Source organism: Peteryoungia wuzhouensis, from assembly GCF_003205195.1.
Lineage (GTDB): Bacteria > Pseudomonadota > Alphaproteobacteria > Rhizobiales > Rhizobiaceae > Allorhizobium > Allorhizobium wuzhouense.
Window position 1 is genome coordinate 1 of the sequence record NZ_QJRY01000029.1, and the last position, 364, is coordinate 364.

A 364-nucleotide genomic window follows, 5' to 3' on the forward strand; every position below is an offset into this window, starting at 1 on the left:
ACGAGGTTCAGCGTCGAGTCGAGGAAAGTCCGGACTTCACAGAGCAGGGTGATTGCTAACGGCAATCCGAGGTGACTCGCGGGAAAGTGCCACAGAAAACAGACCGCCATCCTCGTGGTGGCAAGGGTGAAACGGTGCGGTAAGAGCGCACCAGCATTCCGGGTGACCGGGGTGGCTAGGCAAACCCCACCCGAAGCAAGGCCAAGAAGGCCGCACCGAAAGTGCGGCCGCGCAGGCGCTTGAGGGTTGCTCGCCCGAGCCTGCGGGTAGGCCGCTCGAGGCACCCGGTAACGGTGTGTCCAGATGGATGGTCGCCGCCGTGCCGCCGTTAGCTTGGCTGTGGCGGCGCGGAACAGAATCCGGC

1 other RNA gene is annotated in these 364 nt (G+C 64.6%); it reads left to right on the forward strand.

The window, feature by feature from the left end:
* An RNA gene (gene rnpB, locus DMY87_RS23965) (RNase P RNA component class A) lies at nt 1–364 on the forward strand; the annotation flags it as partial.